A 24,121-nucleotide genomic window follows, 5' to 3' on the forward strand; every position below is an offset into this window, starting at 1 on the left:
TAATGAATGAGTATTCAGTCAATATTTTTTGCCCATTTGGGTACACTATCGTCATATGTAAAAAAGGAGGAACCTTCATGATCGCATGGATCATTCTACTCGTCGTCTTCGTCATTGTTCTACTCGTCAGGCTAGATCTTTATATAGGGAGAAAATATTTTTCTACCCATGCTTTTGAACGGTCTTTTGACCAAACAAGCGGCGATGCAGCCTTTTATCATGATGGCGAACCACTGTTTGATCAGCTTCTTACGGATATACAGCAAGCCTCTTCTTCTATTCATATGATGTTCTTTATTGTAAAGAACGACAAGATTGGGCAAAGGATTCTGCAAGCACTTAAAGCGAAAGCAGAGCAAGGTGTTTCGGTTTTTTTGCTCACTGATCGATTAGGCTCCTATTCATCTGATCAAACATCCATTCAGATGCTCGAAAAAAGCGGCATTCAATTTTACTTTTTAAATAAACCACGTTTTCCTTTTTTCATTTATCGCTTGAACATGAGAAATCACCGGAAGATCACGGTGATCGATGGGAAGATCGGCTACATTGGCGGGTTTAATATCGGCGATGAATATGTAGGGAAAAACGGCAGGTTTGGCATTTGGAAGGACTATCACCTGCGCATGACAGGACAGGTTGTCGCAGACCTCCAGCATGTGTTTCTGAATGATTTGTACCGCTCATCTGGTATTCAACAGCTGCAATACGAGGTTTTTCCTACACTGGAACCGGGAACATTACAGTGCACAACACGTGCGACGGCAGGTTTTTCTTTAGAGGCCTTATTTCTTCACGATATTCAACAGGCGAAAAAGCAAATCACCATCTGCACGCCCTATTTTATTCCATCTGCTCCTCTTCTAAGCGCCCTTCTTGACGCACGGAAGCGAGGCGTGACTGTCGACATCATCATCCCAATGAAGGCAGATCACCCGCTTGTGAAAGAAGCTGGATTTCATTATTTGAAAGATCTGATCGCTGCTGGATGTCTTGTGTATCGTTTTTATAAAGGGTTTTATCATGCGAAAGCCATTCTCATCGATCATAGCCGTTGTATGATCAGTACGGCGAACTTTGATAAACGAAGTTTGTTTTTCAACGAAGAAGTGGATGTGGCCATTGATGATCCCGCCTTCACCGCACATGTAGAGGAAAAGATTCGTGAACACATGGAAGTTTCAGAACTGATGACTGAAGAAAAATACAAACAACGCCCACTTCTCACGCGTCCAATTGAGTGGATAGGCGCCCTGTTCTCGTATTTTTTATAAAGGAGTTGACCTATGCGTTATCGATTTGGTTATGTATCCAACGCCGTCACTTTATGGGAAGCTTCACCTGCCAAGTCGCTGACCTTTGCAAGATACAGTAAGCTCTCAAAGGAAGAGAGGACAGAGGCTCTATTGCGAACGACGAAAGCCAACCTCGTCAATACATTAAGAACGCTTTATTTTGCGATTGCCCATGATATTCCGCTTTACCGTTTTTCAAGCTCGATTGTCCCGCTCGCCACCCACCCTGAGGTGAGGTGGGACTTTGTGACACCCTTTCACAAAGAATTTCTAGAGATTGGTCAACTCGTAAAGCGGCACGGATTACGAGTGAGCTTTCACCCCAATCAATTTACTTTGTTCACAAGTCCAAAGCCATCCATTACAGAAAATGCCGTCATCGATATGACCTATCATTATGAAATGCTTGAGGCCATGAAGCTTGAAAAGGAAGGCTATATGAACATTCATGTCGGAGGTGCATATGGTGACAAGGCATCTGCTTTACAGCGTTTTGATGAAAATATAAAGCAGCTTCCTGCACATATCAAGGCGAGAATGACGCTTGAAAATGATGACAAAACATACACGTCATTAGAAACGCTTGATGTTTGTGAAAAGCATGGCATCCCGTTTGTATTTGATTACCACCATCATATGGCAAACAAAGATGATGATGCGGCACTTGATGACATTCTGCCAAGAGTGTTTGACACGTGGGCAAACACTGGCATACTGCCTAAAATCCACTTATCCTCACCAAAATCAGAAAAGGCGATACGAAGCCATGCGGATGGAGTGGAGATGTCCTTTGTATTGCCACTTTTTCAAGCTTTAAAGCCGTATGGTCGTGATGTGGATTTTATGATTGAGGCAAAGAAAAAGGATCAGGCCTTACTCCATCTTGTTGAGGAGCTGTCAGCGATCAGAGGCAATCGGCGGACGGGCGGAGGCACCATTGAGTGGAAATCGTAGAGAAAGGTTTACCTCTATCACAACGGGGGTAACAAAGCTATTGTGAGAAAGTATTTAACAGGAGGATATGAAGATGTCACAAATCTATTCAATCCGAATTGCTGCGAAAGCATTGAATTTACATAAGCTTATTTCTCTATACGAAAAGTGCCAGCACGCTCAGCATCGTTTATATGTATATTCTAAAAAAACAATGTGCAACATTAAGAACATCGTAGAGCTAGAAACCTTTAGGCTCACTCATTTAGAATCAGACTATTTAATCGTGGTAGAAGGAAAAGAGGCACAAGACCTCCTTCAGCCATTTGAAAAAGAGAATGCTTCGTAATCGTAAAGAAAGGCAGTCTTAGGCTGACAAAGGGATAAAATGAACTTTATTTTATCCCTTTGTCTTCTTTTCAGCGTAGTTAAAAACCTTTGCAGTCTAGGAAGGACGAGTACCGGCGCGGAGCGAATGTCACATTCGTGAGCACCGGCACGCAGGACTGACACCGAATGCGAGGGTTTGTCTACACGCTGGGGCAGCCTTAGGGCTGCTCTTTTTCTTATATCCATGCTTCTGTCAGCCAAACCTCGCCTGACGCTGCATTCATTTTTACTTGTGTACCGATTGGCATCGTGAGCATCGGATGCGTATGGGCACTGTCAAATTCCGCGATGAGCGGCCTCTTTGTATCTCCCAGTACTTCAAGTAATAGATCGTGCGGCCTTTTGCCCGTTCCTTCATCATCAAACAGCTCATGTTTCCCTAAAAGGATACCAGATACCCGTTCAAACACACCATTTATCTTTAACAGAGAGAAGTTCTTTTCGACGATGGAGGCGGTTTTCATACAATCTTCAATGAGAAGGATATCGCCCTTTTGGATTTGAGGCATGAATTCACTTCCCCATATGCCATACATGGCATTTAGGTTCCCGCCGATCAGTCTGCCTTCTGCCTGCCCTTCAATGACGCACATCCAATCGTTTGGACGTTTTTCTTTTTCTCGTATTTTCTCTTCCCAGTTGATCCGTTCGTCCGTCCAGAAGGGCGGTTTTTTCACCTGATATGGGATGGGCTGCGGATGAATGAGAATGTCCTCGAAAGATTGATATGTATGATTGACAAATGGTTCAAACTCTCCAAAAGACGGCACAAGTGCAGGCCCGTAAAAAACAGGCAGACCCGTTTTTTCATAAGCCGCTAAAAGAATCGCCGTCGCATCTGAATAACCAATCATGATTTTCGGATGCTTCATCAGCAGCTCAAAGTCGAGATAAGGCAGCAAACTATTCGAGTTCGTCCCCCCGATCATCGACATGATACAGGACAAATCTTCTCTCGCCATCAGCTCATTCAGCTCAGCTGCTCGTTCTTGAATCGTTCCCGAACGATAGTGATCCTCTTTCCCTGTTAATGATCCTGGTACCACAATGAATCCTTTTTGTTCAAGCCATTCCTTCGCCCGCTCATACCTAAGAGGCGAGGTAGCAGATGCTGGACTTGAGGGAGAATAAATACCTATTTTATCGCCCTTCTGTAAACGCCGAAGCCCCTTCATTCCATCAGATCCTTCCTACACGAGTTTTTACTATCCTAGCAAAAAAAGCCCTTTTTCAAAAGGGCTAAGATTTAATATAAGAGCTTAAACAGCCCAAACAATATGACAGCAAAACTGATGGCGAGCGTCGCAAATATCTTTTTTTTGCTCAGAGAACTACCTATGATGTTCACTCCAGTATTGATGCCAAACAAAATCATTCCCACATAAAAAAAGACTGGATTGAGTCCAGCGGGAATGATTAAGATAAATAAGCCAACGAGCGTCACATAGTGAATGCTTTTGATCATGACTGTTTTTGCCGTTTCACTCAAGCCATCCTCTCCTTTTGAATCCAATTGCCTTATAGTATATCAACATTCCATTTAAATGGAAAAGAAGATTTTATTCTATCAAAAAGAGCCCAGCTTAATAGCTGGACTCATTCAATCACTTCTCTTCAATGACCAAACTGCGCTTCGTGCAGTCTGCTATAGACACCGCCCATTTGGATTAAGTCTTGATGGCGGCCTTGTTCTTGGATGCCTTTTTCTGTCACGACGATGATTCGGTCTGCATGTTTAATTGTCGCAAGGCGGTGAGCAATATTGACCTTGAAGGACAAACAGCGTCACAAGGCGTGTCAAAATATAGCTGATAGATCCATTTACTGACATAATTTTAAAGGAAATAAGTTTCACTTTGCAAAATATGCAGCATGTCTTATGTGATAAAAATCGTTCATTTTCCTCTTAAAGTAGGCTTGATTTTGCGGTATACCGAAAATTTACATATAGAGCGCATCTATTCGATTTTAGAATAGTTAGACATGTTAAAATATTGTATAAAATGGTTTTATAGGAATTTGAAGGGGGAGTATATATGGGTGCTTCTATCACTTATGACGAAGTGGCAATCAAGCTGAATGAATGGTATTCAGCCATCAAAAAAGATCAAATAACTGATGCAGAATTTTTAAAAACAGATGTTAAACGACTCTTTGACGGTATGGAAGAAAATCAAACCGTATTATTATATTTTACTCTGCTGGAGTTTCGACATGACTTAATGCTAAGTTACCTCAAACCTAAGTTGTCTAGCCGTGAGTTAGATGAATATATGGTTCAGATCAATGAGCAGAAACATAAGGTTGATCAATCACTTCATAAAGACAAAGATCAAATTGAAAAGATGTTAGATTTTTATTTTTGGTTTTTTAAAGGAATGCACGAATTTAGAAAAAAACAATTTGACGAGGCGATCAGTTCTTATAAATCTGCTGAAAAAGTTCTCCTGGATATTGAAGACCCTACTGAAAAGGCTGAATTTTACTACAAGTTATCAGAAGTGTACTACCACATAGATCAGTATCAAATTTCTGTCATGTATGCACATAAAGCATTGAGCCTATTTACAGAGCAACCATTAATGCAAGAAAAAATGGCCTGGTGCTATTCAGTCATCGCCGGAAATTATCTATCCAAACTACAATACGCTGATGCACTTACTTACTTTAAAAAATCCCATTCTTATGCACAGCAGACGAAAAACGAATACCTTATATCCTCTACGATCTTTAACTTAGGCAAGTGTTATTTCCACTTAGAAAAATATCCAGAAGCCTTGTTCCATTTTGATACTTCTTGTGAACTTTTTGAAAAGAATGAAACATCACATGTTCCAAAATCCTATTTTAACAAACTGTATACTCTATTGAAATTAGGACAGGTTGTTCCAGCAGCCGAAACATTTGAGAAAGGGGTCTCCGCGGCCCAACAACTGAATGACATAATTTATGAAACACAAATGAAATTTTTATATTGCCTTTATGTTCAATCTAACACATCCAATACAGCCACAGAGTTAAAACATTGGCTTGATACACTACAAAGCAAAAATCTTTACGAAGATGTGTATCAACTAGCTTTTGAAGCAGCACGATATTATAATAGAAGTGGGCAGTTGGAAATTGCTGTCGTTTTTTATGAAAGAGCACTTGAAGCAAAGTCATTAATTCAAGGAGGGGAATTGTTATATGTTGAAGAGTAAAATTTTTGTTCCCATCATGCTTGTAACTGTAGCATTAGCATTACCAATTTTTCATTCTGTTGCTGTCTCACATGAAATGGCTGACAAAGTGATTACATCAAGTGTAGGTGGTAAAGAAGCTGGAAATCAAATATAAGATCAATGAAAAGACTATGTGCAAATGGGTATCACATAGTCTTTAGATCCGATTTAGCAACTTGTTCTTCTCCTTAAAACCCCCTTAAAATTACCTAAATATATACAAAAATAACAAAAATTTGTTTATAGTATAAAGGTAAGACTCTTACAAGCTGCTTTGAAAAAACTATAAAGGGGAATGAACAGTTGAAAAAAATTCTGATTTTATCTTTGATATGTTTTTTGTTAATTCCAAGTTTTGCTTCAGCAAAATCAACGTCATCTGTAGACCAAGAAAAGGGATATCCTACTGCTAAAGAAATTGCAGATATAAATGAAGCCCTTGATGAATTGGTCGTTGAAGCAAATAAAAAACTCGAAACTGACCAAACTGAAATTTCTCTTAAAAGAGAAATTGGTAAAACTAATGAAACAGTATCATTGTTTTTCAAAAGTGAAAATGTTTATGATGTATCTTCAAGTAAAAGTAAGTATCCTTCAGGTAAAAAAATTTATAAAGCGTATGTAAAAAATACTGCTGGATTTCATTTTCAACACAGACTAGCTGGTGAATTTCAATTTAAAGGCGGAAAAGTCACTGGAGCAACAAAAGATGTTAATTTGACAGGAGCTATGTATAGTGAATCTCACAATACTTGGATAGATAAACTTGATCCTAGTGTTTGGGTTGTACAAAGTCACGGTACATTTAGAGCTTTTAAATTTCTTTTTGAATACAATACTTATCTAACTGTTAAATTATTAGGCAGCGGGGATTACAGAATAGAAAGAGCAACTATAGGTTTCTAAAGAAGAAAGTTGAGGTTGAGCATTTTATGCTCAACCTTCTTGTTTAAAAATCTAAAATCTTTAATTGGAGGGAGAATATATGGTAGTAGTAACATCACCCTTTATTTTTACTTTTTTTATAGTATTAATAATAGTATTAATTATTAATCTTATATCTTGGAAATATCTATCAAAAAGAAACATCAATAAAAAGGAATGGAAATTATTAGCGCTGTTAGTAGTAATTCAAAGTGTTGTAATAACTCTAGTGTTGAAGTGGTTTTAAATCAAGGACATCAACAACATATTGAAAAGGTGATGATCTTATGTTGACTATAATATCGGTATTAATGATGTTAACTGGTGTTTCTTATTTTGCTGTTTATATGCAAAAACGTAAGAATAATAAGGAAAAAGAGATGGGATATAAAATTGTTTTTCTCGTCGTTTTCTTTTTACTGTGTGTGCCAATTGTCAATATGGTCATCACTGGACAATAAAGAACAGGCTGAAGAGCCTGTTCAGATTGTAGAGAAACTCATGTTTTTCTACAATCTTTTTTATTTTCAACGTAATGATGATGGATGAAAGCGTCTATGTGCGATGACACCAAAAATACGACAATCGGATAAACCTTTACAGATTGGCGTTGTCAAATAAATGGAAACTTTAAGGGAAAAATAAAGCTGTCGAGATTTTCTCGACAGCCTGAGCCCTTTATCAAAAGGGCTTTTTCTTCAATGACCAAACTGCGCTTCGTGCAGTCTGCTATAGACGCCGCCCATTTGAATTAAATCTTGGTGACGGCCTTGTTCTTCAATGCCTTCCTCTGTCACGACGATGATTCGGTCTGCATGTTTAATTGTCGCAAGGCGGTGAGCAATGACGAGTGTCGTCCGGCCGACTGCCAGTTCGCTTAGTGCGTCTTGGATCGCTTTTTCTGTTTCTGTATCAAGTGCTGACGTCGCTTCATCCAAAATAAGAATAGATGGGTTTTTCAAAAACATCCGTGCAATTGACAGACGTTGCTTTTGACCGCCGGATAGCTTAACGCCGCGTTCACCAATGACCGTATTCAACCCTTCTGGGAAACGCTGAACGAGCTCCTCTAAATGGGCACGTCGCACCGCCTCCCAAATGTCTGCATCACTCGCTTCTAGGTTACCGTACGCAATGTTTTCACGAATGGTGCCTGAGAATAAAAAGACATCCTGCTGCACAATGCCAATCTGCTGTCTTAAAGAGGACAAGGTCATCGATTTTGTGCTCACACCATCTATGGTGATGTCTCCTTCGTCCACATCATAAAAACGAGGCAGCAGACTACAAATGGTCGATTTCCCCGCTCCTGATGGCCCGACAAACGCAACAGTTTCCCCTTGTTTGATCTTCAAGTTGATATCCTTCAATACATGACTGTGCTCATCGTAGCCAAATGTCACGTCTCGATACTCAATTTCACCTTTCAAGCCGTAAAGATCACGTGCTCCTTCTGTATCCTTCACATCTGGCTCTGTTTCAAGCAAATCGACATAGCTTTTAAAACCGGCAATGCCTTTTGGATACATTTCAATCACCGTGTTGATCTTATCAATTGGTCTGAATAACACATTTGTGATCAAGACAAAGGCGATAAATCCGCCTGCCGTTAATTGACCTTGAAGAACAAACCATGTACCTGCCAGAAGGACAAACAGCGTCACAAGCCTTGTGAGAATATAGCTGATTGATCCGTTAACCGACATAATTTTATAGGAAAGAAGTTTCGCTTTTCGAAAGCGGTTGTTATTTTCAGCAAAGCGCTTTTTCTCGAAATGTTCATTTGCAAAGGCTTGAACAAGACGAATACCACCAATATTATTTTCAACCCTTGCATGAAAATCTCCAATGTCATTGTTGAGTTGTGTAATCGCCTGTGTCATTTTTTTATTAAAATGAAGGGCTAACCAGATGATGACTGGCATAATCAAGAACGTTAAAATGGCAAGCTGCCAGTTAATCATGAGCATAACGGCAAAAGCGCCAAGAATGGTCATAATCGCAATAAACAAATCCTCCGGCCCATGATGCGCTACCTCTCCAATGTACATAAGGTCATTTGTCATCCGTGACATGAGTTTGCCCGTTTTGTTGTTATCGAAAAATTTGAAGGACAGACGCTGAAAATGATCAAACAGCTTCTTCCTCATATCTGTTTCAATATTGATGCCAAGCATGTGCCCCCAATATGACACGATAAATTGCATCACTGAGCTGAGTGCGTAAATGACAAACAGCGCAAGTGCGGTCCAGGCAATGACCGTCCAGTTCCCTGTCGGCAGTAATGTATCAATGAAGTAGTTCACGATCAGCGGGAAACCTAGTTCCATGAGTCCGACGGCCACAGCGCAAAAGAAATCTAAAAAGAACAGACCACGATAGGGCCTGTAATAGGCAAAAAAGCGTTTTAGCATATGTAAAAGAACCTCACTTCCTCTATAATTGATAATCATTTTCAATTATAGAGGAATCATTATAGAAATACTAGATCAGGAAATGATTTCTTCCCCTGGATTCCCTCACAATACACCTGAAAACAACCGAGCAAACGATTCCTTTAAACGTTCCTTTAAGCCCCTTTTATAAAAATGAACCGGCCCCATTTGCTCACATTCTTTCATATCTTCCTCATAATGAGCCATCAATTGCTCGATCGGTTTCTTTGCCGCTGTAAAGACATTGACCTCAAAATTGAGTTGAAAGCTTCTCATATCAACATTGGCCGTTCCGACAGAGGCAAGCTCTCCGTCTGCAATCATGACCTTTTGATGCATGAATCCTTTTTGATAGTGATACACCTTGATGCCTTCTTTCAAAAGCTCAGAAAAATAAGATCGTGTGGCGTATTGCGTGAGAAAGCCATCGTTTATCTCAGGCACCATCACACGCACATCCACCCCTCTTGTGGCCGCAATTTTTAACGCTGTGCGAATGGATTCATTTGGGACAAAATAAGGCGTCGCAATCCAGACAAATTGCTGTGCATTCGAAATGAGTGCGTCATATAAATCACTCATACTTTCCTTCATATCAGGTCCAGTCGGCACGACCTGTATGACATCTTCTCCTGTCACAGGATGCGGGGTGTGATACTTCGGATCATCAATTAACACTTCATCTGATACATACTCCCAGTCCAGCATAAATATGGAGTGAAGTGTCTGAACGGCTTCACCCTTTAACATCGTATGCGTATCACGCCAAAAGCCGATGTTTTCATCGCGTCCTACATATTCCTTCCCCACATTGAGCCCACCAACAAATCCTGTTTCACCATCAATAATCACGATTTTTCGGTGATTTCGGAAATTGAATTTTTGATTAAAGAATCCGTATTTTAATGGCAGAAAAGGAGCGACCTTTATCCCCGCCTGCTTCAATCGTTTAATATCTTTTCGTGAGAAGCGAATGCTGCCAGCCGCATCATAGATGAATCGAACCTCTACTCCTTCTTTCACTTTTTCAATCAGGATCTCCATCATCCGGTGACCGAGAAAATCAGATTTGAACATGTAATATTCTATATGGATGAACGTTTTTGCCTTTTTTAATTCTTCAAAAATACGTGGAAAGGTTTCCTCTCCATTCTTTAAAATCTCCATATCACTATTTGTATTTACATGCATCCCTGTCGCTTTTTCTGTGTAATGAAAAAAAGCACGCTGATTATCGGTTAAACGCGTCTCATCCGGCTTACTCTCAAGCTCTGATATTCTGCGTAATTTTTCTCGGTTATACATTCTCTTTGATTTAAACAAATGTCCTTTGACATAAAGCTGCCCCGAGAACAAATAAAACATATAGCCGATGATCGGGAAAAAGATCAGTACATACATCCATAACAGCGTGTGCTGTGATGTCCGGTTCTCTAGCATAAGCGAGATAATACTAAATAAAATGATGGCGATATAACTAGCTGCGTAAAGCTGAAAACCCCACGCCGGCACTGGCCACCAAAACACCACATATGCCCCGAATATCATGAAATATAAAAATAGAAATTCCAGTCTCCTCTTTTTCACATTCTCCGCCCTCATTCTGTCTTTTTCTTTTCCATACCCTTTGCACAGCTCGTCTGAAACGCACGGTTTGCTGCTTTCTTTTAGCTTTTACAGACTGGAGCGTTTTGATCCGATATAATGGAAAATATGTGAAGGAAAGGACGAATGACTGATGCGTACACCATCTGCTTTAAAAAAGGGAAGCCACATTCGGGTAATTGCTCCAAGCCGAAGTGCCAGCATTTTATCAGAAGAAGGAATGGCTCAGGCAAAAAAACGTTTAGAGGAATTAGGGTTCACTGTTTCTTTTGGACAACACGTGTTTGAATGTGATCTGCATTCCTCTTCTTCTATTGAACACCGTTTATCTGATCTACATGAGGCTTTCTCAAATGATGAAGTCGACGGCATTTTGACAGCAATCGGCGGCTTTAACTGCAATGAGCTTTTGCCTTATATAGATTATGATTTGATTCGTCAGCACCCAAAGGTTCTTTGCGGCTACAGTGATATTACCGCACTTGCAAATGCCATTACCGCCAAATGTGACATGGTGACGTACTCAGGCCCTCATTTCTCCAGTTTCCAAATGGAACAAGGCCAAGAGGAGCAGACAGCCATGTTTCAAGCGTGCGTGATGAGCAGCGAGCCATTTGATTTCACCCCTTCTACAAAGTGGAGTGATGATTCGTGGTATCTTGATCAAGTAAATAGGCAGTTTCAGCCGACAACATGGGGGATTTATCAAGAAGGAACAGCTGAAGGCACCTTGTATGGCGGAAATCTTTGTACACTGAACTTATTGCAAGGGACACCCTTTATGCCTCACATCAAGGATGCCATCTTATTTGTGGAGGATGATGACTTGGTCTTTCCTGAAATGTTCGCCAGAGACCTTGCCTCGCTCTTGCAGCATGCCGAATCCATTAAAGGGTTAATCATCGGACGTTTTCAAAAGAAATCCAAGATGACAGAGGAACATTTGAGGTTCATTCTAGATAAGCACTCAATGCTTCAACACATTCCAGTGATTTACGATGTCGATATCGGACATACACAGCCGGTCTTCACCTTGCCGATTGGCGGGAGTGCCGAGCTATCCTGCTACGACGGACAAATCCAATGGCGTGTTCATCCATAAATAAAACCTAAAAAGCACCCTCATATGTGGGTGCTTTTTCTATGCCATCGATTCTTTTTTTAAAATTTTTTAGAAAAAGTGATCCAACCCTTCATCCCCTTCGTTAAGTAGATGTAAAAAGAAAAGAGAGGAGGCAAAAACATGTTCTCTGATGTACTTAGCCAATTATTTGATTCTATCTCTAACATTATCAATACACTTGGATAACCCCATTAACGCACACATACTACATGCTTGCCGAAGGGAGGATACAAACTATGTTCTCTGATGTACTTAGCCAATTATTCGATTCTATTTCTAACATCATTAACACACTTGGGTAATTCCTATGACACGCACATACTACATGCTTTCTGAAAGGAGGATACGCTCATGTTCTCTGATGTACTTAGTCAATTATTCGATTCTATTTCTAACATTATTAATACGCTTGGTTAATGTTCAAAACCCGCTATCTCTCGAGAATAGCGGGTTTTTTTATATAAAGAAGCCCCGCTCATAAAATAGAGCGGGGCTTTGTGCATTACATTTTTTCCGGTGCAGATACGCCAATGAGTTTTAATGCGTTGGCTAGTGTAATTTGTGTCGCCTTCATCAGCGATAGACGTGCTGTTGTTTTTGTTTCATTTTCAACATCAATGACCTTCTCGGCATTGTAGAAACTGTGAAGGGCTGATGCTAGATCATAGATATAGTTTGTGACGCGGTGCGGAATACGTTTTTCTGCTGCTTCTGCTACAACCTCTGGGAAGCTGCCGATGATTTTCAGAAGATCGTATTCTTTATCGGACTGAATGTGAGAGAAATCTGCTTTTTCAAGGTTTGGCTCGTAGCCTTTTTCTTCCCCTTGACGGAGCATGCTGCAAATTCTCGCATGTGCATATTGCGCGTAGTACACAGGGTTTTCGTTAGACGTAGAAATCGCTAAGTCTAAGTCAAAGTCCATATGTGTCGCCGCACTTCTCATCGCAAAGAAATAACGAGTGGCATCTAAGCCCACTTCTTCAATCAAGTCACGCATTGTGACGGCTTTACCTGTACGTTTACTCATCTTCATTTTTTCACCGTTTTTGTAAAGGTGAACGAGCTGAATGATTTCGACTTCCAGTTTGTCCTCTGGATATCCGAGTGCTTGGATCGCCGCTTTCATTCGAGGAATGTAGCCGTGATGGTCCGCTCCCCAAATGTTGATGAGCTGGTCAAAACCTCTGTCCAATTTGTCCTTGTGATATGCGATATCTGGAAGCAAGTACGTGAAGCTGCCGTCTTTTTTAATCAGGACACGGTCCTTGTCATCACCAAAATCAGTTGAACGTAACCATGTTGCGCCATCTTCTTCAAAGACATAGCCTTTAGCGCGAAGTGTTTCTAGCGCTGGTTCGATTTTTCCGTTTTCATATAAAGACGTTTCAGAATACCACACATCAAATGGGACACGGAAATTCTCTAGGTCGACACGTAGTTTTTCTAGTTCATATTTTAAACCGTACTCACGGAAGAATTTCATACGCTCTTCTTCTGATTCGTGCACGAAACGGTCACCAAATTCATCTGCCAGTTTCTGCCCGATGCCTTTGATGTCTTCTCCTCTGTACCCGTCCTCTGGCATTTCTTTTTCAAGACCGAGCGCCTCAAAGTAACGTACTTCTACAGATAGAGCAAGGTTATTGATCTGATTGCCTGCATCGTTGATATAGTATTCACGGCTCACGTCGAAGCCTGCTTTATCAAGGATGTTGCAAAGAGAATCTCCTACAGCTGCACCGCGGGCATGTCCAAGATGAAGGTCACCTGTTGGGTTGGCTGAGACGAATTCGACTTGCACTTTTTGACCGCCGCCTGTATTCGTTTCGCCATAAGCCTCTTTTGCTTCAAGAACTGCCGGAATCAGTTTCGTTAAATATTGATTGTTCATATAAAAGTTGATGAATCCTGGACCTGCAATATCCAGTTTTTCGATTGACGCTTTGCCTTTATCAAATGCATTCACAATGTCCTCGGCGATTTGACGAGGTGCTTTTTTCGCAATGCGGGCAAGCTGCATCGCCATATTGGTGGAATAATCACCGTGAGTTTTGTCTTTTGGCACTTCCAAAAGAACATCCGGCACCTGGCTTTCATCAGCAAGTCCTGCTTTGACGACTGCCGCAATGATTTCTTCTTTTAACGCATCTTTGACCTGTTCTGCGATATTCATGAACGTAAATCCTCCTTATATGAAATCGATAATGTATGTAAATGCTTTTGATCTTCACCTGTCAGCATATCGTACGTAATGTGCAGAAGCCCATTGTCTACATCAAGATCAATGCCATGTGTGTGCACATCAAGCTGAAGTGTGCCAAATGGCATCGTGTAATGTGTCACGGTCGTTTCTCCAATGAGAAAGCGCTGCTTCATTTGAATCGCACCTGATCTCATGACAAAAATTTCTTTTTCACTTATTTTGACAACAGTTTTTACTTGACCCATTTCATGTTCTTCATGGTAAGTGAGATACGTTTTGTCATTCTTCTCTTGATACGTTCCAGTTGTGCGGAATTCGATCGTTTCAGCCGGTTCCGTCTCTGGTTTCATCACTGACTTTACATGAATTGAAATTTGGTTTTGTGTCATTTTGCACTTCCTTTGCTAAGACCCGTTTAACTAAAATAGTATACCATAATCCCGATTGCCTATCATCCCATCATTTCTCATCTTCGTGTGGATGAAACCCCATTTTTGATCTTCACATGTCTCTTTAGAGAAAAAGAAAAATGAAGCTCACCCCTATCACGAGTCCAGTCTTGAGCCCCGCGCTTTTTCGATTAATGAGATAAAACAGTGCTTGGATACCTGAACTTGCCAAAAATGCCTGAAAGAAATCAAATGGGAGAAGATGCCCTTGCTTATAAACAAACTGCATCAACAGCGCGATGCCAGTGAGATAGAAAAAGCCTCGATCCTGAAACAGATGAACCATCTCATCCTTTGCCTCTTTTTTCGAGGTGAACGTGGGCGGACTCACTGCAAGCTCTCTTTTCAACGTAAGAAAGCCTGCCGCTAACACACATAAAGCGAGTAATACCATCAATACAGAAGAAAACACGACCTGCCTCCTTTATCATGTCACCAATGTAAAAAAAAGAGCTTGTCCATATGAGATGACAAGCTCCTCTATCAAGATGTTATTTCACAAAACCAAGCAGCATTTCTCGCAAAAGTTTGCTTGCTGTATTCGCCGTTTGATCGGAATGATCATATACAGGCGCTACCTCTACAAGGTCTGCACCGACGACATGCACATCAGAACCAGCAATGGCATGAATAGATGCCAGCAGTTCTTTTGACGTAATACCGCCAGCATCTACCGTTCCTGTACCAGGTGCATGTGCCGGGTCAAGTACATCGATGTCAATTGTCACATAAACTGGGCGGCCTTTCAGCTTTGGTAATACTTGCTTCAATGGCTCCAGCACTTCAAATTTAGAAATGTGCATGCCTGCTTTTTTTGCCCATTCAAATTCTTCTTTCATCCCAGAACGGATGCCGAAAGAGTATACATTTTCAGGTCCAATAAGTCCTGCCACTTTACGAATCGGTGTCGAATGTGAAAGCGGCTCACCCTCATATTCCTCACGAAGATCGGTATGTGCGTCCATATGGATGATGGCCAAATCAGGGTATTTCTTATACATCGCACGGAAAACCGGCCAAGACACAAGATGCTCGCCGCCCATTCCTAATGGAAACTTCCCTTTTTCTAAAATGCTGTCAACATACTCTTCAATTAAATCTAAGCTTTTCTGTGCATTGCCAAATGGAAGCGGGATGTCGCCAGCATCAAAGAATGGCACCTCGTGCAGTTCACGATCTAAATAAGGACTGTATTCCTCTAATCCAATGGATACTTCACGAATACGGTTCGGGCCAAAACGTGAGCCTGGACGGTAGCTGACGGTCCAATCCATCGGCATCCCGTATAAAATGACTTTCGCATCTTCCCATGTCGGATGACTTCCAATAAACACTTTTCCTGAGTAAGCCTCGTCGAATCTCATGCAAGATTCCTCCTTTTACGCTTCAAAAAATGCGCAAACTGACATTTGCGCATTTCCATTTCGCTTGATTTATTTGATTAAATCGCTCACAAATTTTGGCAGAACGAATGCCGCTTTGTGCAATTCTTTTGTGTAATATTTCGTATCAATATCAAAGAAACGGCTGTCTTCTACAGCAAGTGGATCATACTTCTTAGAACCAATGGTAAATGTCCAAAGACCGCTTGGATATGTTGGGATATTCGCTGTGTATAGCTTGGTAATCGGGAAAATTTCTTTTACATCACGCTGTACATTTGTAATTAACTCAGGTGTGAACCAAGGGTTGTCCGTCTGTGCAACGAAAATACCGTCTTCTTTTAGTGCTTTTGAGATTCCTGCATAGAAACCTTTAGAGAACAGGTTTACAGCTGGTCCAACTGGCTCAGTTGAGTCAACCATGATCACGTCATATTCGTTGTCAGCTTCCGCAATGTGCATAAAGCCGTCTCCGACTTTCACCTCTACACGAGGATCGTCTAGTTTCCCAGCAATTGAAGGAAGGAACTTCTTCGAGTATTCAATGACCTTGCCATCAATATCAACAAGTGTCGCTTTTTTCACACTTGGATGCTTCAGGATTTCACGAATGACACCACCGTCTCCTCCGCCTACGACAAGAACATTTTCCGGATTTGGATGAGTGAAAAGAGGAACATGTGCCACCATTTCGTGGTATACAAACTCATCTTTCTCTGATGTCATCACCATACCGTCTAAAAACAGCATATTGCCAAACTCTTCTGTTTCCACCATTTCTAAATGCTGAAAATCTGTTTGTTCTGTGTGAAGGGTTTTGTTCACCTTCAATGTAATGCCAAAATTCTTCGTTTGCTTCTCTGTATACCAAAGTTCGCTCATTGTTCATCTTCCTCTCATCCAATAATAAACAAACATCTATTGTTAGCGCCTTTTATCGGCTATGACTATATCGATTGTCCAAGAAAAAAGTATAGTGGATTCATATCAAATTGTAAAGAACCGCATGAGATAACTTCATTTTTAAAGTACACCCTTGCAGTCGCCTGTTTAAAACGGTTTTCTTTGTCCCATACTGATAAAAAACCGTCAAAATGGGGGCTTTGCATGGACACAATCATGAGTAATAAAAAAATCCGCATGACCGTGAAAACGATTCGGGCCTGTTTTTTTATCGGCTTGCTCGCTTTTCTATTTGCTGGCACAGTCTTTTTGACGATTCTTTTACTAGCTAAGTGGCAAGGCGCTCCCTCTGTTCAAGTTCCCCAATCCACGACCATTTATGCAGCCGATGGGTCTAAACTTGGCGAATCAAGCTTTGGAGAAAAGAGATACTGGGTTCCGTTAAAGGACATGTCCCCTCATATACAGCAGGCAGTGGTCGCAGTTGAGGATAAAACCTTTTATCAGCATCACGGCTTTGACGTGAAACGAATGGCAGGTGCTGCTGTGGCAGATATTCGTGCAATGGCAAAGGTACAAGGCGCCAGCACGATCACCCAGCAATACGCACGAAATTTATATTTAGATCATGATAAAACATGGAAGCGGAAGTGGAATGAAGCCTTTTACACCATCCGCTTAGAACAAAACTATACAAAAGATGAGATATTGGAAGGATACTTGAACACCATTTATTATGGCCACGGCGCATACGGTGTGGAAGCGGCATCCCGCCTTTACTTTGGAAAAAAAGCGAAGAACTTAACTTTAGCTGAGTCTGCCTTGCTTGCCGGGATTCCAAAGGGGCCTTCTCTCTACTCCCCTTATGTGAACGAAGAAAGAGCCGAAGCAAGAAAAAAGATGATCCTAAAGCAAATGCAAGAGGATGGCATGATCACAAAAAAAGCGGCTGCTGATGCCAGCAAGGAAAAGCTGTCCTATCGCCCGCTCAAGCAAAAGCAGCTGCAAGCAAAGCAGGCCCCGTATTTTTATGATGATGTCATTCGCGAACTGAAACAAACGCTGGGTTTAACCGAGGAACAAATTGAAACGTATGGTCTTCATATCGAAACGACCTTACAACCTGAATTACAAAAAATCGCTGAAAAGACTTTAACCAACATCATGGATTCTGAATCAGGTATCCAAATTGGCTTAACCGCCATTCATCCCCAGACAGGTCATGTGCTTGCACTCATCGGGGGAAGAGATTATGAGAAAAGCCCATTCAACCGGGTCACACAAGCGAAAAGACAGCCCGGTTCAACAATGAAACCACTTCTCTATTACATGGCCTTGCAAAATGGGTTCACTCCAGCAACGGTGATGCGCAGTGAGGAAACCGTTTTTGAACTGGATGAACAAGGAAGCGGCGCTGCTTATTCCCCAAGCAACTATCACGGCTATTACGCCAATGACGGTATTACGATGCTTCAGGCTTTGGCTCTATCTGATAACATTTATGCGGTCAAAACCCATCTATTTTTAGGAATGGAACAGCTTGTACGTGCAGGCAAAACGTTCGGGATTCACGAAAAACTAGATCAAGTGCCTTCACTTGCGCTAGGTACTTCACCTGTCAAACCAATCGAAATGACCAATGCTTACGCGATGCTGGTCAATGGAGGAAAACGTGTCAAGCCAACCTTTATTATGAAAGTAACGGACGCAAAGGGCAACGTACTCTTTGAGGAGAAACAAAAACGAGAGCAAGTACTAGATGAAAAAGTAGCATTTGTCACCACTGACATGATGTCAGGGATGTTCAATGATCAATTAAATGGCTATACAAGTGTCACAGGACGTACCATTTCAAAAGATCTTACCAGAAATTATGGAGGAAAATCAGGAACGACAGGCGCTGACAGCTGGATGATCGGCTTCTCTCCCCAGCTCGTCACAGGTGTGTGGACCGGCTACGATAAAGGACGCACCATTGACTCGGTCAAAGAAACCGCCTATGCGAAAAAGATATGGGCTTCCTTTATGGAATCAGCCCTCTCGAATCAGCCAGCCTCCTCCTTCATGCCGCCAGACGGTGTAAAAGGCGTATATATCAATCCAAAAACCGGTGATCTCGCAGGCCCAGGATGCGAATCAAAGGTATTTACCTATTTTATAGAAGGAACGGAGCCGACCGGTGTCTGCTATGGTGCTGAGAACAAAGCATCTGAGCAAGACAAAGCTCAAGATCAACAGCCTAAGAAATGGTGGGAAAAATGGCTGAAGCGTTAAAAATGGACATGAAAAACCCCGAGATCTGCATCTCGGGATTCTCCATGTCCTAGCTTTAACACCAGTTTACTGAAAAAACGACTGGAATTGGTATCCATTCATCATTCTTCACAAAAATTTCACAATTACTCAGGAACAGCCAATCCTTCTTTTAATTCATCTGTGGATGCTTCCCATAACGCCTCATTGTGACTCTTCAAGAAATCAGCGAGCACCTTTTTCGAACCATCATCCATATGACTGACAACGATTTTACGCTTCATGGATTTATCCATTAAATTCACATGCTCAGGAAGCGACTTATATCCTCTGCGGATCGAGCGGTCAACCGTCATTTCACAAGCTGTGACTCCTGCATAATATGGTCCTTCTTCTCTGCGGTCAATCGTCACCCATACGAGCCAATACGGTTTTCCGTTAGGTACCTCTTCTTTGGTTTTTAAAAATTTAATTCCTTTTTCGACGGCACTTCTTGCATGCATCGCACCAATATCAATGACGGCTTCCTTTTCCTCCACATCAATGATGACTGGCGAGATATTATCAAGGCTGAGGGCACCTGCCCCAAAACCTCCATGTCCATCCGTTGCATCTGTTTTTTTAATGATATTAAAACCAATTGGTTTCTTCTTTTTACCTTCCATTCATTAAACCTCCTAAAGCAGCGGCTTCAAAATAAGATTAAACCAGTATATGATTTGATCCCGCATTCCGATCAATGGAACAAAAACAAACTGACCTAGCGGCGTGATGACGAAGATGAGGAAAATGATGATTCCATACTGTTCAAACTGCGTCATCTTTGCACGGATGCCGGGACTGACAACATCCTCAATAATACGATATCCATCCAGCGGCGGGATCGGTAATAAGTTAAATAGGAACAAAATCACGTTCAAGTTAATAAAGATTTGGAAGAAATAATCGACCCCCGGCTCAAAGCGAATGAGCGACTCCCCACCAAATTTCTGAAGAAGCGCATACACACAAAAGCCCAAAAATGCCAAAACCAAATTGCTTAATGGTCCAGCGATCGACACACATATCCCTGCGAGACGTGGTTTTTTGAAATGGTACCGATTCACAGGTACAGGCCTCGCCCAGCCAAACCCAGCCACAAAGATCAAGATCGTCCCGAAAATATCAAGGTGCTTCAATGGATTGAGCGTCAGTCTCCCTTGATTTTTAGCTGTCGGATCTCCAAAACGATACGCAACATATGCATGCGCCAGCTCGTGCATCGTAAAAGCCACAACAAGCGTAATGGCGACATATGGAATCAGTTCTAATGGATAAACAAGAAATTGGTCCAAAGGCATGAATCCCTCTTTCTTTCTATACAATGATTTACTTCATTCAGTATACTATAAGAAGTCCCTTAAACTAAAGGGAAGCGTAGCATGAAAGGAAAAAGGAGGTTTTCGCCATGCCAATTATCACCGTTCAAATGCTTGAAGGAAGAACAGATGAGCAGAAAAGAGCTCTTGTGGAGAAAGTCACAGATGCCGTTGTTGAAACAACAGGCGCAGGTGCAGAAAAAGTCTCTGTCATTATTGAAGAAATGAAAAAAGAACATTATGCTGTAGCAGGAAAGCGAATGAGCGACCTGTAAGCATATAAAAAGGACAAACACTTTTTCGGTGTTTGTCCTTTTGTCTCTTACCTTATCTGTACCAAGCTTTATTACGGTTCACTTGATTTTTATGAGCCGCATCGAAGTAATCGACAGTGTAAGAATAATCATAATTCATTAAGCAGACAATTCCGCTGCCTTGAGGGTCATGCGGCAAACCAAAGTTATGGCCGTATTCATGTGTAGCCGCTTTTGCTGTATTCGCTGTTCCTTGATCAAGGTTGACACTGAATGCACTTCCGCTCGGTGCACTATTGTAAACATAAGCGATTCCGCCAGCATCAAAGTTTGGATTTGCTGTAAATCCTGTGACAAAATCGTATCCTCTGCCATCAAAGCTGCGCTGAAGGTTAGACAAAATTTGTGATGCATTTGATCCTGAAGACGTCCAAGACCCTACGGCTTGTACGACAAAGTCCACATCATGATCACGGTTAAATGTCACATCCGCTTGCTCAATGATGCTGACAATGCGCGTCTGCCAATCACTATATTTCGCACGATACTGCGCATCAGCTACTGCATAGACGGTCACTTTCTGACTGCCTGTACTAGCTTTTGTTGAAATCGAATCTCCTGTATTTGCTTTAAAGGTTCTAGACCCTACCTGTTTACCAGACTCGTCTAAAATCTTGGTTGTCACATCTCTTTCAATAGGAGGTGCCTTCGTCAAATCTTTAAAATCGTTTGCCTTTGGCAACCCTTCACTAATATGTGTTTCAAACGGCGCATGACCATGATCATGCCCATGACCTGCACTTGTAACTGGTGCAGAAGCTGAACTTACCCCCGGTAACAAACTACCTACCAATAAAAATGACAAAAAGACTGAACGCTTTTTCATTCCTATCCCTCCTTTGTTTTTCACAAGGTTATATATTCACTGAAAATTCACCATTTTCCTTCTATTCAGTCAAAAACAGGAAATTGGATATACAGGAAGAAAGTCGAAACATGTCATTTTCACTAATTTTTCGGATATTTTGAAACACATTTCATTCAAAAATAGCGCTTTCGGTCCGGGTCTTACAAAACAAAAAAAGCCCAAAAATTGGGCTTTTGAAAAGTTAGTTCAATTCCTTCAACTGATCAATATACGCAAGGGCTGCCTCAAATTCTTCGTCCGTATAGCGCTGCTTGCTTTTAATGGTGAAGACCTTTTCCTTTACCTCATCTTTTGGCAGATCATCAAAGTATAAAATCGTTGAGACAAGCTCTAGAAAACGAGACGATTGCTCATTCATCTGCTGCGTCAGCACTTTGAGGTCAGGCATGTCCACTTCACACTGATCGAGAAACTCTTTCCCATTGTCCGTCAGCGAATAACGATATTGATAGTATCCGCCCTTTTTTTCCTTCATTTCGTCCAAGAATCCAAGGTTGCACAGCTCTTCAATTCTGAGCGTCAACTCCTCTGAATAAGGGCCATAAAAATGAAAATCGTATTTCTCGTAAAAAGGCAAATCTAGCTTTTTTGCTATGTAAATCATTTTTTGTAGCTTCTTCCGTCCAACGATTTCCCCAGATTCAGAGAACACCTTCATCAACTTTGCATGCTCTTTCAACAAATTCCCGACATCTCCTTTTTCAGTACTTCCTTATCCCAATCCAAGCAACTTCATGATCGCCTTCTTTTCTTCAGCTTTTTCCGACATATCTACAATTAAGTCCATCGGGAAATAAAGTTTATGATCGGTTCTTCGTTTACCGGAAATGGCGTCAACAATATCTGACTGTCTCGACAGTTCTTTAATATGACCACTTTGCGTCAAAAGGTGGATCGGCAGCCGCTCTTCTTCTTCGCCCGGTCTATAAAAGTCATAAGGCAAATCAGAGGAAGAATCGACCACTAAATAATAGTCAGGATCAATTCCTGCTTCTTTGAACAAAGCCGTCAGCTTGAAATATTTCGTCATTTCTTCGTTAGGATTAAACTCTGTATATTGGAATAAACGGCGGTTCATAAAACGGCGGCACAAATCAGCCAGCACGTGATCTTCTTCATCTTCCCACGCCTGAAAATAAAATAAGACAATGGATTCATCCAGCTTAATATAGTCCTCTGTGGTGACGTTTCCTTCAAAAATTGAATAAAAATGAACCGGGGCATGTGTAAAAATGTAGCCCGTTTCATGCAGCTCTTTTGCACGATGGAGGATTTTTGTTAAAATGACCTCTGCGCTGCGGGTCACTGGGTGGAAATACACTTGCCAGTACATTTGATAGCGGCTCATAATATAATCCTCTACGGCATGCATCCCGCTCTGTTTCATCACAATTTGATCTTCTCTTGGACGCATCACGCGTAAAATACGTTCCATATCAAAATGACCATAGCTGACGCCTGTATAGTAAGCATCACGCTGCAAGTAATCCATTCGGTCGGCATCAATTTGACTTGAAATCAAACTGACCACCTGTTTGTTTTGATACGTTTTGGCAATGACTTCTGCTACATGCTTTGGAAAATCGTCACTGACCCGGCGCAGCACTTCATTGACTTCCGTCTGCCCTAAAATGATATCTCTTGTAAACGATTCATGATCTAAATGAAAGACCTTTTCAAAGGAATGAGAAAACGGACCATGTCCAAGGTCATGAAGCAGGGCGGCACTCAGTACAAGCTCACGCTCCCCTTCATCCCATTCGGGTCTTCCTTTAAACACATCATCCACAATTCGTCTGACAATCTCGTATACACCGAGTGAATGATTAAATCGGCTGTGTTCTGCCCCATGAAACGTTAAATAAGTGGTGCCTAGCTGTTTAATTCGTCTAAGGCGCTGGAACTCTCTCGTTCCGATTAAATCCCATATCAATGCATCCCGTACGTGAACATAGCGGTGCACAGGATCTTTAAATACCTTTTCTTCGGATAATTTCCCTTTTGGATACGCCATCGTTTCGTCCCTCTTTTTTTAAGACGTGTTTCTATTATATCGGGTAACTTTTCCCGAAAACATCCTTGAATTTGCTGGCGAATGTGTTCTCATAGATTGAACGGACGTAAAAAGCCCGACCTGACAGGGACGGACCTCTTTTTAGGTCGACTGAACACATTCAGTGACATTTATTTGACTTTTTTTTGAACCTTTTCGAGTAACTCATCTTCTGTTGGTGCGGATAATGGGCGATTGTTCACAAACGCAAAAGCCTTTTTTCGTCCTGGACCGCAATACGATTGACAGCCAATCTCAATTTTTGCATCAGGGTCAACCGATTTAAGTCGAGGCAATAACGTTTTTAGGTTCGTCGCATCACAATCGTCACATACGCGAAACTCATTAGCCATGTTCTTACGCTTCCTTTCAATGATGAAACTTCATTCTATATGAAACAGTTGGA

Annotated in this window: 25 protein-coding genes and 1 pseudogene; 10 read left to right on the forward strand and 16 right to left on the reverse strand. The window is 41.4% G+C overall.

Annotated elements, in window-relative coordinates; translation table 11 throughout:
- Positions 1–77: 77 nt before the first annotated feature.
- From cls (NST15_RS17285) to NST15_RS17295, 3 genes are all read left to right on the forward strand, one after another.
- On the forward strand, positions 78–1,274 hold the full coding sequence (cls, locus tag NST15_RS17285) for a cardiolipin synthase (protein WP_342498691.1): 1,197 nt from the start codon (positions 78–80) through the stop codon (positions 1,272–1,274).
- A 12-nt stretch (positions 1,275–1,286) separates the two neighbouring features.
- Positions 1,287–2,249, forward strand: a complete 963-nt coding sequence (gene uvsE, locus NST15_RS17290) for a UV DNA damage repair endonuclease UvsE (RefSeq protein WP_342498692.1) — start codon at positions 1,287–1,289, stop codon at positions 2,247–2,249.
- 73 nt (positions 2,250–2,322) lie between these two features.
- On the forward strand, positions 2,323–2,577 hold the full coding sequence (locus tag NST15_RS17295; RefSeq protein ID WP_008343494.1) for a hypothetical protein: 255 nt from the start codon (positions 2,323–2,325) through the stop codon (positions 2,575–2,577).
- 217 nt (positions 2,578–2,794) lie between these two features.
- Here the strand turns inward: NST15_RS17295 and NST15_RS17300 are convergent, their stop codons facing one another.
- The 3 genes and pseudogenes from NST15_RS17300 to NST15_RS17310 all read right to left on the reverse strand — a co-directional run.
- Positions 2,795–3,793 carry a S66 peptidase family protein gene (locus NST15_RS17300; RefSeq protein WP_065461241.1) on the reverse strand — a complete coding sequence of 333 codons (999 nt, stop codon included), beginning with the start codon at positions 3,791–3,793 and terminating at the stop codon, positions 2,795–2,797.
- A 71-nt stretch (positions 3,794–3,864) separates the two neighbouring features.
- Positions 3,865–4,107 (reverse strand): hypothetical protein, encoded by a 243-nt coding sequence (locus tag NST15_RS17305; RefSeq protein ID WP_052320430.1) that lies wholly within the window; start codon positions 4,105–4,107, stop codon positions 3,865–3,867.
- A 125-nt stretch (positions 4,108–4,232) separates the two neighbouring features.
- Positions 4,233–4,379: pseudogene (locus NST15_RS17310) on the reverse strand (hypothetical protein); the annotation flags it as partial.
- Positions 4,380–4,654: 275 nt separating this feature from the next.
- Between NST15_RS17310 and NST15_RS17315 the strand changes: the two are divergent.
- The 4 genes from NST15_RS17315 (at position 4,655) to NST15_RS17330 (ending at position 7,227) form a co-directional block, all read left to right on the forward strand.
- A complete protein-coding gene (locus NST15_RS17315) occupies positions 4,655–5,821 on the forward strand; it encodes a Rap family tetratricopeptide repeat protein (protein WP_144683437.1) in 1,167 nt (388 codons plus the stop codon).
- Positions 5,808–5,957: a hypothetical protein gene (locus tag NST15_RS17320; RefSeq protein WP_165379187.1), complete on the forward strand. Its 150-nt coding sequence runs from the start codon at positions 5,808–5,810 to the stop codon at positions 5,955–5,957. Before NST15_RS17315 ends, NST15_RS17320 begins: the two co-directional genes overlap by 14 nt.
- Before the next feature lie 188 nt (positions 5,958–6,145).
- Complete coding sequence (locus tag NST15_RS17325; protein WP_144683434.1) at positions 6,146–6,748, forward strand: hypothetical protein; 603 nt, start codon at positions 6,146–6,148, stop codon at positions 6,746–6,748.
- A gap of 305 nt (positions 6,749–7,053) precedes the next feature.
- Positions 7,054–7,227 (forward strand): hypothetical protein, encoded by a 174-nt coding sequence (locus NST15_RS17330; protein WP_165379188.1) that lies wholly within the window; start codon positions 7,054–7,056, stop codon positions 7,225–7,227.
- A gap of 237 nt (positions 7,228–7,464) precedes the next feature.
- Here NST15_RS17330 and NST15_RS17335 read toward each other — a convergent pair whose 3' ends face one another.
- Together NST15_RS17335 and cls (NST15_RS17340) are read right to left on the reverse strand one after the other, a co-directional pair.
- Positions 7,465–9,180 (reverse strand): ABC transporter ATP-binding protein, encoded by a 1,716-nt coding sequence (locus NST15_RS17335; RefSeq protein WP_110487170.1) that lies wholly within the window; start codon positions 9,178–9,180, stop codon positions 7,465–7,467.
- A 105-nt stretch (positions 9,181–9,285) separates the two neighbouring features.
- Positions 9,286–10,788 carry a cardiolipin synthase gene (cls, locus tag NST15_RS17340; protein WP_025208143.1) on the reverse strand — a complete coding sequence of 501 codons (1,503 nt, stop codon included), beginning with the start codon at positions 10,786–10,788 and terminating at the stop codon, positions 9,286–9,288.
- Between the two features lie 151 nt (positions 10,789–10,939).
- Between cls (NST15_RS17340) and NST15_RS17345 the strand changes: the two genes are divergently transcribed.
- Complete coding sequence (locus NST15_RS17345) at positions 10,940–11,908, forward strand: S66 peptidase family protein (protein ID WP_342498693.1); 969 nt, start codon at positions 10,940–10,942, stop codon at positions 11,906–11,908.
- A gap of 523 nt (positions 11,909–12,431) precedes the next feature.
- Here NST15_RS17345 and argS read toward each other — a convergent pair.
- The 5 genes from argS to speE form a co-directional block, all read right to left on the reverse strand.
- Entirely contained in the window at positions 12,432–14,105 is a 1,674-nt protein-coding gene (argS, locus tag NST15_RS17350; protein WP_017360071.1) for an arginine--tRNA ligase, read from the reverse strand.
- Positions 14,102–14,524 carry a DUF1934 family protein gene (locus NST15_RS17355; protein ID WP_007497707.1) on the reverse strand — a complete coding sequence of 141 codons (423 nt, stop codon included), beginning with the start codon at positions 14,522–14,524 and terminating at the stop codon, positions 14,102–14,104. Before NST15_RS17355 ends, argS begins: the two co-directional genes overlap by 4 nt.
- A gap of 124 nt (positions 14,525–14,648) precedes the next feature.
- Positions 14,649–14,996, reverse strand: a complete 348-nt coding sequence (locus NST15_RS17360; RefSeq protein ID WP_058213493.1) for a hypothetical protein — start codon at positions 14,994–14,996, stop codon at positions 14,649–14,651.
- A 79-nt stretch (positions 14,997–15,075) separates the two neighbouring features.
- The gene (gene speB, locus NST15_RS17365) at positions 15,076–15,948 is read right to left on the reverse strand and encodes an agmatinase (RefSeq protein WP_008343514.1); all 873 of its coding nucleotides are present in this window, start codon (positions 15,946–15,948) and stop codon (positions 15,076–15,078) included.
- Between the two features lie 69 nt (positions 15,949–16,017).
- Entirely contained in the window at positions 16,018–16,848 is an 831-nt protein-coding gene (gene speE / locus NST15_RS17370) for a spermidine synthase (protein ID WP_017360074.1), read from the reverse strand.
- A gap of 225 nt (positions 16,849–17,073) precedes the next feature.
- Here speE and NST15_RS17375 point away from each other — a divergent pair, with 225 nt between their 5' ends.
- Positions 17,074–19,143, forward strand: a complete 2,070-nt coding sequence (locus tag NST15_RS17375) for a transglycosylase domain-containing protein (protein ID WP_113746889.1) — start codon at positions 17,074–17,076, stop codon at positions 19,141–19,143.
- Between the two features lie 125 nt (positions 19,144–19,268).
- On the opposite strand, the gene NST15_RS17380 is transcribed toward NST15_RS17375, so the two are convergent.
- Together NST15_RS17380 and NST15_RS17385 are read right to left on the reverse strand one after the other, a co-directional pair.
- Entirely contained in the window at positions 19,269–19,787 is a 519-nt protein-coding gene (locus NST15_RS17380) for a YwhD family protein (protein WP_007497712.1), read from the reverse strand.
- Between the two features lie 12 nt (positions 19,788–19,799).
- A complete protein-coding gene (locus tag NST15_RS17385) occupies positions 19,800–20,456 on the reverse strand; it encodes a site-2 protease family protein (RefSeq protein ID WP_342499066.1) in 657 nt (218 codons plus the stop codon).
- A gap of 113 nt (positions 20,457–20,569) precedes the next feature.
- Between NST15_RS17385 and NST15_RS17390 the strand changes: the two genes are divergently transcribed.
- Positions 20,570–20,755, forward strand: coding sequence for a 2-hydroxymuconate tautomerase (locus NST15_RS17390; protein WP_008343530.1), 186 nt, complete (start codon positions 20,570–20,572; stop codon positions 20,753–20,755).
- Positions 20,756–20,807: 52 nt separating this feature from the next.
- Here the strand turns inward: NST15_RS17390 and NST15_RS17395 are convergent, their stop codons facing one another.
- From NST15_RS17395 to NST15_RS17410, 4 genes are all read right to left on the reverse strand, one after another.
- The gene (locus tag NST15_RS17395; protein WP_017360078.1) at positions 20,808–21,620 is read right to left on the reverse strand and encodes a zinc-dependent metalloprotease; all 813 of its coding nucleotides are present in this window, start codon (positions 21,618–21,620) and stop codon (positions 20,808–20,810) included.
- Positions 21,621–21,843: 223 nt separating this feature from the next.
- Positions 21,844–22,344: a YwgA family protein gene (locus tag NST15_RS17400; protein ID WP_007497715.1), complete on the reverse strand. Its 501-nt coding sequence runs from the start codon at positions 22,342–22,344 to the stop codon at positions 21,844–21,846.
- A 30-nt stretch (positions 22,345–22,374) separates the two neighbouring features.
- Complete coding sequence (locus NST15_RS17405; protein WP_007497716.1) at positions 22,375–23,676, reverse strand: HD domain-containing protein; 1,302 nt, start codon at positions 23,674–23,676, stop codon at positions 22,375–22,377.
- A gap of 170 nt (positions 23,677–23,846) precedes the next feature.
- Positions 23,847–24,068: a DUF1450 domain-containing protein gene (locus NST15_RS17410; protein WP_003215259.1), complete on the reverse strand. Its 222-nt coding sequence runs from the start codon at positions 24,066–24,068 to the stop codon at positions 23,847–23,849.
- Between the last annotated feature and the right edge of the window lie 53 nt (positions 24,069–24,121).

Source organism: Bacillus sp. FSL R5-0820 (assembly GCF_038593385.1).
In the GTDB taxonomy this organism is placed as follows: Bacteria; Bacillota; Bacilli; order Bacillales; family Bacillaceae; genus Bacillus; species Bacillus altitudinis.

What these genes read in the sequence shown, in the direction of transcription:
- NST15_RS17410 (WP_003215259.1), bottom strand. Translation starts at nt 24,068, where the DNA reads ATGGCTAATGAGTTTCGCGTATGTGACGATTGTGATGCGACGAACCTA.
- NST15_RS17380 (WP_007497712.1), bottom strand. Translation starts at nt 19,787, where the DNA reads ATGGAAGGTAAAAAGAAGAAACCAATTGGTTTTAATATCATTAAAAAA.
- argS (WP_017360071.1), bottom strand. Translation starts at nt 14,105, where the DNA reads ATGAATATCGCAGAACAGGTCAAAGATGCGTTAAAAGAAGAAATCATT.
- NST15_RS17395 (WP_017360078.1), bottom strand. Translation starts at nt 21,620, where the DNA reads ATGAAAAAGCGTTCAGTCTTTTTGTCATTTTTATTGGTAGGTAGTTTG.
- uvsE (WP_342498692.1), top strand. Translation starts at nt 1,287, where the DNA reads ATGCGTTATCGATTTGGTTATGTATCCAACGCCGTCACTTTATGGGAA.
- NST15_RS17330 (WP_165379188.1), top strand. Translation starts at nt 7,054, where the DNA reads ATGTTGACTATAATATCGGTATTAATGATGTTAACTGGTGTTTCTTAT.
- NST15_RS17300 (WP_065461241.1), bottom strand. Translation starts at nt 3,793, where the DNA reads ATGAAGGGGCTTCGGCGTTTACAGAAGGGCGATAAAATAGGTATTTAT.
- NST15_RS17335 (WP_110487170.1), bottom strand. Translation starts at nt 9,180, where the DNA reads ATGCTAAAACGCTTTTTTGCCTATTACAGGCCCTATCGTGGTCTGTTC.
- NST15_RS17405 (WP_007497716.1), bottom strand. Translation starts at nt 23,676, where the DNA reads ATGGCGTATCCAAAAGGGAAATTATCCGAAGAAAAGGTATTTAAAGAT.
- speB (WP_008343514.1), bottom strand. Translation starts at nt 15,948, where the DNA reads ATGAGATTCGACGAGGCTTACTCAGGAAAAGTGTTTATTGGAAGTCAT.
- speE (WP_017360074.1), bottom strand. Translation starts at nt 16,848, where the DNA reads ATGAGCGAACTTTGGTATACAGAGAAGCAAACGAAGAATTTTGGCATT.
- cls (WP_342498691.1), top strand. Translation starts at nt 78, where the DNA reads ATGATCGCATGGATCATTCTACTCGTCGTCTTCGTCATTGTTCTACTC.
- NST15_RS17345 (WP_342498693.1), top strand. Translation starts at nt 10,940, where the DNA reads ATGCGTACACCATCTGCTTTAAAAAAGGGAAGCCACATTCGGGTAATT.
- NST15_RS17315 (WP_144683437.1), top strand. Translation starts at nt 4,655, where the DNA reads ATGGGTGCTTCTATCACTTATGACGAAGTGGCAATCAAGCTGAATGAA.
- NST15_RS17390 (WP_008343530.1), top strand. Translation starts at nt 20,570, where the DNA reads ATGCCAATTATCACCGTTCAAATGCTTGAAGGAAGAACAGATGAGCAG.
- NST15_RS17320 (WP_165379187.1), top strand. Translation starts at nt 5,808, where the DNA reads ATGTTGAAGAGTAAAATTTTTGTTCCCATCATGCTTGTAACTGTAGCA.
- NST15_RS17355 (WP_007497707.1), bottom strand. Translation starts at nt 14,524, where the DNA reads ATGACACAAAACCAAATTTCAATTCATGTAAAGTCAGTGATGAAACCA.
- NST15_RS17295 (WP_008343494.1), top strand. Translation starts at nt 2,323, where the DNA reads ATGTCACAAATCTATTCAATCCGAATTGCTGCGAAAGCATTGAATTTA.
- NST15_RS17375 (WP_113746889.1), top strand. Translation starts at nt 17,074, where the DNA reads ATGGACACAATCATGAGTAATAAAAAAATCCGCATGACCGTGAAAACG.